This window comes from Streptomyces sp. NRRL S-1813, assembly GCF_000719605.1.
GTDB classification, from domain to species: Bacteria; Actinomycetota; Actinomycetes; order Streptomycetales; family Streptomycetaceae; genus Streptomyces; species Streptomyces decoyicus.
Map to the genome: position 1 here is coordinate 1 of NZ_JOHB01000108.1, position 252 is coordinate 252.

Below are 252 nucleotides of genomic sequence, written 5' to 3' on the forward strand. Positions count from 1 at the left end.
CTCCAGCAGCTGCTGTTCTCGATGGGTGTGCTGGTGGTGATCCTGCTCGGCTACGGGCAGATGCCCACCTGGTCGTGGCTGCTGGTCATCCCGGCGCTGACGCTCCAGTTCGTCTTCAACACCGGCCTGGCGATGGTCATGGCCCGGCTGGGGAGCAAGACCCCGGACCTGGCGCAGCTGATGCCGTTCATCATGCGGACGTGGATGTATGCGTCGGGCGTGATGTTCAGCATCGACCTGATCCTCAAGGGC

The 252-nt window shown here is 63.9% G+C and carries 1 pseudogene; it reads left to right on the forward strand.

Going from position 1 to position 252, the window contains the following annotated elements:
- Positions 1-252 (forward strand): annotated as a pseudogene (locus tag IF67_RS0138555) (ABC transporter permease); the annotation flags it as partial.